The sequence below is a fragment of the Mesorhizobium sp. M7A.F.Ca.CA.002.05.1.1 genome (assembly GCF_003998335.1).
In the GTDB taxonomy this organism is placed as follows: Bacteria; Pseudomonadota; Alphaproteobacteria; order Rhizobiales; family Rhizobiaceae; genus Mesorhizobium.
This window is the reverse complement of sequence record NZ_RZQI01000250.1, coordinates 1-7,066: the sequence shown is the minus strand read 5'-3', so window position 1 is coordinate 7,066 and position 7,066 is coordinate 1. Positions and strand designations below refer to the sequence as shown.

General features: G+C 63.5%; 7 protein-coding genes. 2 read left to right on the top strand and 5 right to left on the bottom strand.

The genetic code is table 11. The features are described from left to right. Nucleotides 1-399 (bottom strand): LysR family transcriptional regulator (locus tag EN939_RS14825; RefSeq protein ID WP_127268602.1); only part of this gene is annotated, 399 nt, incomplete at its 3' end. A gap of 128 nt (nt 400-527) precedes the next feature. On the opposite strand from EN939_RS14825, the gene EN939_RS14820 reads away from it, so the two are divergent. Further along, nucleotides 528-1,865: an aromatic ring-hydroxylating oxygenase subunit alpha gene (locus EN939_RS14820; RefSeq protein ID WP_164748648.1), complete on the top strand. Its 1,338-nt coding sequence runs from the start codon at nt 528-530 to the stop codon at nt 1,863-1,865. A gap of 85 nt (nt 1,866-1,950) precedes the next feature. Beyond that, a complete protein-coding gene (locus EN939_RS14815; RefSeq protein WP_127268600.1) occupies nt 1,951-3,597 on the top strand; it encodes an acetolactate synthase large subunit in 1,647 nt (548 codons plus the stop codon). Nucleotides 3,598-3,641: 44 nt separating this feature from the next. On the opposite strand, the gene EN939_RS14810 is transcribed toward EN939_RS14815, so the two are convergent. From EN939_RS14810 to EN939_RS14795, 4 genes are all read right to left on the bottom strand, one after another. Beyond that, nucleotides 3,642-4,811 carry a substrate-binding protein gene (locus EN939_RS14810; protein ID WP_127268599.1) on the bottom strand — a complete coding sequence of 390 codons (1,170 nt, stop codon included), beginning with the start codon at nt 4,809-4,811 and terminating at the stop codon, nt 3,642-3,644. A gap of 82 nt (nt 4,812-4,893) precedes the next feature. Then, nucleotides 4,894-5,595, bottom strand: a complete 702-nt coding sequence (locus EN939_RS14805) for an ABC transporter ATP-binding protein (protein ID WP_127268598.1) — start codon at nt 5,593-5,595, stop codon at nt 4,894-4,896. Between the two features lie 2 nt (nt 5,596-5,597). Continuing rightward, nucleotides 5,598-6,302, bottom strand: coding sequence for an ATP-binding cassette domain-containing protein (locus EN939_RS14800; protein ID WP_127268597.1), 705 nt, complete (start codon nt 6,300-6,302; stop codon nt 5,598-5,600). Next, nucleotides 6,299-7,066 (bottom strand): branched-chain amino acid ABC transporter permease (locus EN939_RS14795; RefSeq protein ID WP_164750998.1); only part of this gene is annotated, 768 nt, incomplete at its 5' end. The genes EN939_RS14795 and EN939_RS14800, both read right to left, overlap by 4 nt.

Genomic DNA, 7,066 nt, shown 5'->3' with positions numbered 1-7,066 from the left:
ACAGGATGTCTGCAGCAGCACCCGGCCATCGGCAACCTGCGATGTGATGAGGCCGAAGCGCGGCATCAGCCATGCCTGCGCGAAGTCGTGGCTGCAGCCGACCATGAATGTATCGCTGTCGTGCGCGGTCAAATCCTCGACCGCTTGCCTGATGGTGCCGAGACCCTCGCGGATCGCTTCGGCCAGCGTGTTGCCGGCCCCGGTGACGGCGACGCGGTTGCCTCTGCGCGTGAACAGCTCGACCGACAGCTGGCGCTCGAGATTGGCGACATGCCTGCTGACCGCCGATTGTGCGATGTTGAGCTCCTGCGCGGCCAGTGTCAGCCCGCCATGCCTGGCGGCAGCCTCGAAGACGACCATGGCGTTCAGCAGGGGAAGCGATGTTTTGAGGGTTTTCACGGTCCGGACCTACATTCATGCCTTTTCGATATGAAGGTCTATCATATCTGTATTTGCTGCAAGCCTTTCCGCATCGCACACTCTATCGAAACATCATTCTAACGCCAGCGAGCAGAAAGGTGTTTGCCGTGCAGGCCTACACACCGAACAGCCAGCCTATCGACAGAAGCGAGACCGTCAGGCTGATCGACCGGCAACGTCCGGACTGGTCGCTGGAACAGGCCTTTTATGCCGACCCGGCGATCTTCGCGCTGGAACGGGACTTGTGGTTTCCGCGCCAATGGATGCTTGTCGCCCATGCCAGCGAGGTTCCCGAAAAGGGCCGCTACATCGTGCGCCAGCTGTTCGACGAGGAGATCATCGTCGTGCGCTTCGGCGACGCCGAGGACGACATCGCGGCCTACTACAATGTCTGCACCCATCGCGGCTCGCGGCTCTGCGCCAAGGATGGTCGCGGCAAGCTTCTGGTCTGCCCCTATCATGCCTGGTCGTTCAGGCTGACCGGCGAACTGCAGTCGCGGCAGGATCTGCCGGCAAGCGTCGATCCGGAAGCGCTGGGACTGCACCGCGTGCCCTGCAAGAGTTTCGGCGGCCTCGTCTTCTGTGGCCTCGATGCCAGTTCGCTGCCCGACATCCAGCCTGTCGCGGACGGGCTGACGGGCGGCTTGCGCGAAAACGGCCTCGACCGTGCACGCATCGTCGCCCGCAAGAATTATCTGACCAAGGCGAACTGGAAGCTGGTGCTCGAGAACTTTCTCGAATGCTATCACTGCCGGCCGGCTCATCCCGAATATTACCGCGTCAACGGCCATGTCAAAGTGACCGCGACCCGCGATGCCGACAAGGCGGTCGAGTGGCAGAACGAAATCGAGGCCTGGCACAGCGTCATCGGCGATGCCGAATTCCACAAGGGTGCGTGGCAGGCAGGCGACCTCGACACGATGCCGTTTGCCATGCACCGCAAGCCGATCGGCTCCGGCCGTAACACGCTGTCCAATACGGGCGAGGGGGTCTCGTGCCTGATGGGTGGTCGTCACGCCTATGATGGCGGCGAAAGCGGCTTTCGCCTCGGACGCCTGTCGTTTGCAAGTGCTGCCAATGATTATGTCACGCTGTTCCAGATGATACCGCGCAACGCCATGGAAACAGACGTCATCCTGACCTGGCTCGTCGACAAGGATGCCGATAACGACATCGACGCCGATGCGATCAGCTGGATGTGGGACGTCACCACGGTGCAGGACAAGAAGATCACCGAGGACAATGCCGACGGCATTATGTCCCGTGCCTACCGGCCAGGCCCCTACACGCCGCTGGAAAGCCAGACCTCGTTCTTCGTGCAGACCTATCTGTCGGAACTGCGTTCGCTGATCACCGGCACGCGCGGCGCGACCGCCAGACAGTGGTCCGCGCCGAAGGAACTTTTCGCATCGCCGAAGGCGGCGAGCTGCAACACGCGGCTCTGACCCGCGGCCGAAGATGCCTCTTTGAGGCGTCGCATTCCGATGCCATATGAAGGTGGCCGACGGAATGTTGCGGGAGAGACAGTTTATGACCAAAGGTTCGGACTTGTTCGTCGCGGCCCTCGAGAACGAAGGGGTCGAACGGATTTTCGGCATTCCCGGCGAAGAAAATCTCGATATCGTCGAATCCATCCGCCGCTCCTCGATCCAGCTGATCCTGACCCGCCACGAGCAAGCAGCCGCTTTCATGGCCGCCACCTATGGCAGGCTCACCGGCAAGCCGGGTGTGTGCATCACCACGCTTGGCCCAGGCGCGCTCAATCTTTCGACCGGTTCGGCCTATGCGCTGCTCGGCGCGATGCCGATGATCATGATCACCGGCCAGAAGGGCATCCTGTCATCCCGGCAGGCGCGCTTCCAGATCGTCGACATCGTCGCGGCGATGAAGCCGCTGACCAAGCTGTCGCGCCAGATCGTCTCGCCGAAGATGATCCCCTCGCTCGTGCGCGAAGCTTTCCGTGTCGCCCAGGAAGAACGTCCCGGCCCCGTACATCTGGAACTGCCGGAAGACATTGCGGCGGCCGAGTGTGAGCCGATCGCACTGGTGCCGACGCACCCGGTCGAACTGCCGCTGGCCAGCCCGGGTGCGCTTGATCGCGCCGCCCTTATGATCATGGAAGCCAGGCGCCCGCTGCTGATGTTCGGCGCGGCGGCGTCGCGTCCGCGCGTGACCCCCGATGTCGCGCAGTTCGTGCTGCGGACGCAAATTCCCTATTTCACCACGCAGATGGGCAAGGGAACCGTGCCCGGCGGCACGGAGCTCTATATGGGAACGGCAGCCCTTTCGGAGCGCGACTACGTGCACGAGGCCATCGAGCAGGCCGATCTGATCATCACCATCGGTCACGACACCGTGGAGAAGCCGCCCTTCATCATGGGAGCGAAGGGGCCGAGGGTCATTCATGTCGGCTACCAATCAGCCGATGTCGAGCAGGTCTATTTCCCGCAAGCCGAAATCGTCGGCGACCTCGGCCCTTCGCTGGCGCTGCTGGCCGACCGCATCGAGGGCAAGATCCCCAACGCGCAGGTCCTGCTGCCGCTGCGCGAAGGCATTCTGAGCCGGATCGCCGCGCGCGCCACCGAAGATCGCTTCACGCCGCAGCGCATCGTGCACGACGTGCGCGCCGTGATGCCGGCCGACGGGATTCTCGCCCTCGACAACGGCATGTACAAGATCTGGTTTGCGCGCAACTACCGGACGCGCATGGCAAACACGATCCTGCTCGACAATGCGCTGGCCACCATGGGCGCGGGCTTGCCGTCGGCGATGATGGCGGCACTGCTCTATCCGCAGCGCCGTGTCATGGCCATCTGCGGCGATGGCGGCTTCATGATGAACAGCCAGGAACTGGAAACCGCCGTCAGGCTCAAGCTCAACCTGGTCGTCCTGCTGCTCGAGGACCACGCCTACGGCATGATCCGCTGGAAGCAGGCGGTCGATGCGTTCCCGGATTTCGGCATGACCTTCGGCAATCCCGATTTCGTCAAGTATGCCGAGGCCTATGGCGCCAAGGGGACCAGGGTTGCGGAGATCACCGACTTGCGGCCGGCGCTGGAACAGGCCTTCACCGGCGGCGGCGTGCATCTCGTCGTCGTGCCCATCGACTATTCCGAAAACACCAGGGTGCTTGTCGACGAACTGCGCGAGCGGCTGCCAGCGCCGCAGACGCCCTGACGGCAGCGACAAAGCCGCCGTCAGGATTGCTTGGGCGGAAGACCCTACACCTTGCAGTAAGGCGTCACCGGCTCGATGGTGCCGAAGTCCTTAGCGATCTCGTAGCCGATGCCGTCGGACGCCGCCTTGCCTACATAGGAATGGCACAGCGTGTGGTTGTTGGTGGCGTCGACACGGATCTTGCCTTGCGGTGCGTCGAACTCGATCGACGGCAGCGCGGCCAGCACATCATCGTCCTTCAACGATCCAGCCTTCTCGGCGGCCAGCGCATAGAGATGCAGGCCGTTGTAGCCGGCCTCGCCGATGCCGTTGACCATCTTCTCCTGACCGAACTTCTCGCGGAAGCTCGAGATGAACTTCTTGTTGACCGGGTTGTCGAGCGCCATCCAGTAGGGTTGCGGCGCATAGGTGCCGGCCGCCACGCCGGGCGGCAGCGCGTCCTTGTTGAAGACCTCGTCGAGCGGGGCGATCAGCGGCTGCTTGATGTCGAAGCTGCGATACTGCTTGAGCTGGGTGACGGCGTCGTTGCCGACCACCATCGACCAGACGACATCGGGCTTCAGTGACTTGATCTTCTGGAAGGCCGGGCCGAAATCGGTGGTGCCGAACGGATAGTAGTCGGCGCCGATGATCTTGCCGCCGGCCTTCTCATAGGCTGCCGTGATCGCCTCGGTCATCTTCTGCGGCCAGGCATAGTCCGAAGCCATGACATAGATCGTCTTGCCGAGGTTCTCGGCCACCCACGGCATCATCGGGTCGACCTGCTGCATCGGGATCGGGCCGGTGGCGACGAAGTAGCGGTTGCATTCGCCGCCTTCGAAATTGGTCGGGTAGAAGAACAGCTTCTTGGCCTTCGAGGTGACCGACAGCGTGGCGCTGCGTTCGGGCGAAATGATCGTGCCCATGATCACGTCGACCTTGTCTTCGTTGATGAGCTTGCGCGCCTTGTCGATGGAGCCCTTGGTCGTGGTCTGGTTGTCCTCGATGATGAGCTCGACCTGGCGTCCGCCAATGCCGTTGGCGGCGTTGAGTTCGGCGGCGGCCAGCTTGTAGCAATTGAGCAGCGTCTCGCCGAGAATCGCCTGCAGCCCGGTGATCGGGATCGATAGGCCGACCTTGACGGTGTCGGCGGCGCGCAGGATCGACGGCGCGCCGACGATGGCGAAGGCGGCCGCGGCGCCGCCGGATTTCAAGACAGTTCTTCTGCTTATCATTGTTGTGTTCCCTTCCAGTCCCAGGCGCGCCCCATGCACGCCTTACAAGTCAACAAGTTCCCAGGCGCGCTTCACGCGCGCTCTATAGGGCCAACAGATCCTTCAGCAGGGTCTCGTCGGCGAAGGTCTCAGGCGCACCTTCGTGGACTATCCTGCCCTTCTCCATCACCAGGCAGCGGTCCGATGCCTTGAGAACGAGATCGAGATTCTGCTCGACAAGAATGATCGCGATGCCGCGCTCGCGGGCGATGCGCGGCACCAGTTCGGCGATCGACTGCACGATGTTCGGCTGGATGCCTTCCGAGGGTTCGTCGAGCAGCAGCACCGACGGCAGGCCGCATAGCGCGCGACCGATCGCCAGCATTTGCTGCTGGCCGCCCGAAAGCGTGCCGGCAACCTGCGCTTCGCGCTCCCGCAGGATCGGAAAATAGCCGAAGATGTCGTCCGGGATGCCACCGTCGCCACGGTCCTTGGCGGCGCGGGTGCCGACCTCCAGGTTTTGCCGCACCGTCAGCTGGTTGAAGATCCCGCGCCCCTGCGGCACATGCGCGATGCCTGCCCGCGCGCGGCGGAAAGCTGGCGCGTTGGTGAGGTCTTTATCACCGAGAACCACCGCGCCTCCGCTCGCTCGCAAGCCGCCGGCGATGACGCGCAGCAGCGTCGTCTTGCCTGCGCCGTTGCGGCCAAGCAGGCCGACGACTTCGCCGGACGCGACACTGAGGTCGATGCCGTTCAGCACCGGGAGCAGGCCGTAGCCGGCCGAGACGGCAAGTGTCCGCAGCATGCTCAGCGCCTCCCCAGATAGACGTCGCGGACCATCTCGTCGGTCTCGATGTCGTGGAAAGGACCGCTGCGCAGTCGGCGTCCCTGGTGCAGCACCAATGTCTCGCAGTTCAGCGCCCGCACGAAGCGGATGTCGTGCTCGACGGCAACGATCGAGAACTCGCCCTTGAGCCGCAGCAGCATGTCGGCCGTCGCCAGCGTCTCTTGTGGTGTCATGCCGGCGGTCGGCTCGTCGAGCAAAAGCAACTTTGGCTCTATCGCCAACGCCATCCCGATCTCCAGCCATTGCTTCTGGCCATGCGCGAGCTCGCCGGCCAGCGTGGCGGCACGGTTACCGAGCGCGACCAGTTCCAAGAGTTCACCAACCGGGCGCACTGGCGAAGGCGCGCCCCAGCGCGCGACCTTCAGATTGTCCTCCACCGAGAGGTTCGGGAAAACCGAGGGAATCTGGAATTTGCGGGCGATGCCGAGCCGGGCGATGCGATGCAGCGGCAATCCGGCGATGTCATGGCCGAGGAAGCGCACGCTGCCGCTGGTCGGACGCAGCGTGCCGGTCAGCACGTTGAGGAAGGTGCTCTTGCCAGCGCCGTTCGGCCCGATGATGCAGCAAAGTTCCTTGTCTCGTACGGCGAGGTTCAGAGCCTCCAGCGCCTGCAGTCCGCCAAAGCGGATACCGACATTTTCAGCCTGCAGCAGGATGTCGCTCATTGCGCGCGCCTCCCGCCCTTGAACAGGTCTTTCAGCCGCGCGTAGATCGACAGGATGCCATCCGGCAGGACGAAGACGATGATGACGAAGACACAGCCGAGCAGCAGCGGCCACAGGCTCGGGTTGAAGCTGCTGATCGTCTGCTGCGCGCGCTGAATGAAGATGGCGCCCAGTACTGGCCCAAGCAGCGTGCCGCGTCCGCCGACCGCCACCCAGACGATGACTTCCGTAGACAGAAGCAGCCCGGACAGATCGGGTGCCACCAGCCCGGCCATACAGACATAGAGGGCGCCGGCAAGGCCGGCGATCGCCGCCGACAGGACGAAAGTGACAAGCAGCCGCAATGGCGCGTTGTGGCCGAGCGCGGCCGCCCGGATTTCATTGTCTTGAATGGCGGTCAGCACTGTGCCCCAGCGGCCACGGCTGATCAACCAGAGCGCCAGCACCGTCATGGCGACGATGGCCGAGACGAAGATGTAGCTGGGCAGATCCTGGCTGAGATCGACGTGCAGCCCGCCAAGATCGAACTCGATCGGCGGGATGCCGATCAGGCCGCTGTCGCCGCCGGTGACCGAGCTCCAGGAGACCGCGGCCTGCTGGCAGATGACGCCCATGGCCAGCGTGACGATGGTGAAATAGCTGCCACGGATGCCGCCGAAGAACAGGAAGTAGCCGATGATGGCGGCGACGAAGGCCGCACCCGCCACCGCACCCATGATGCCGAGTAAGCTTCCAAAGGGGATGGCATCATTGAGTGTGACCAG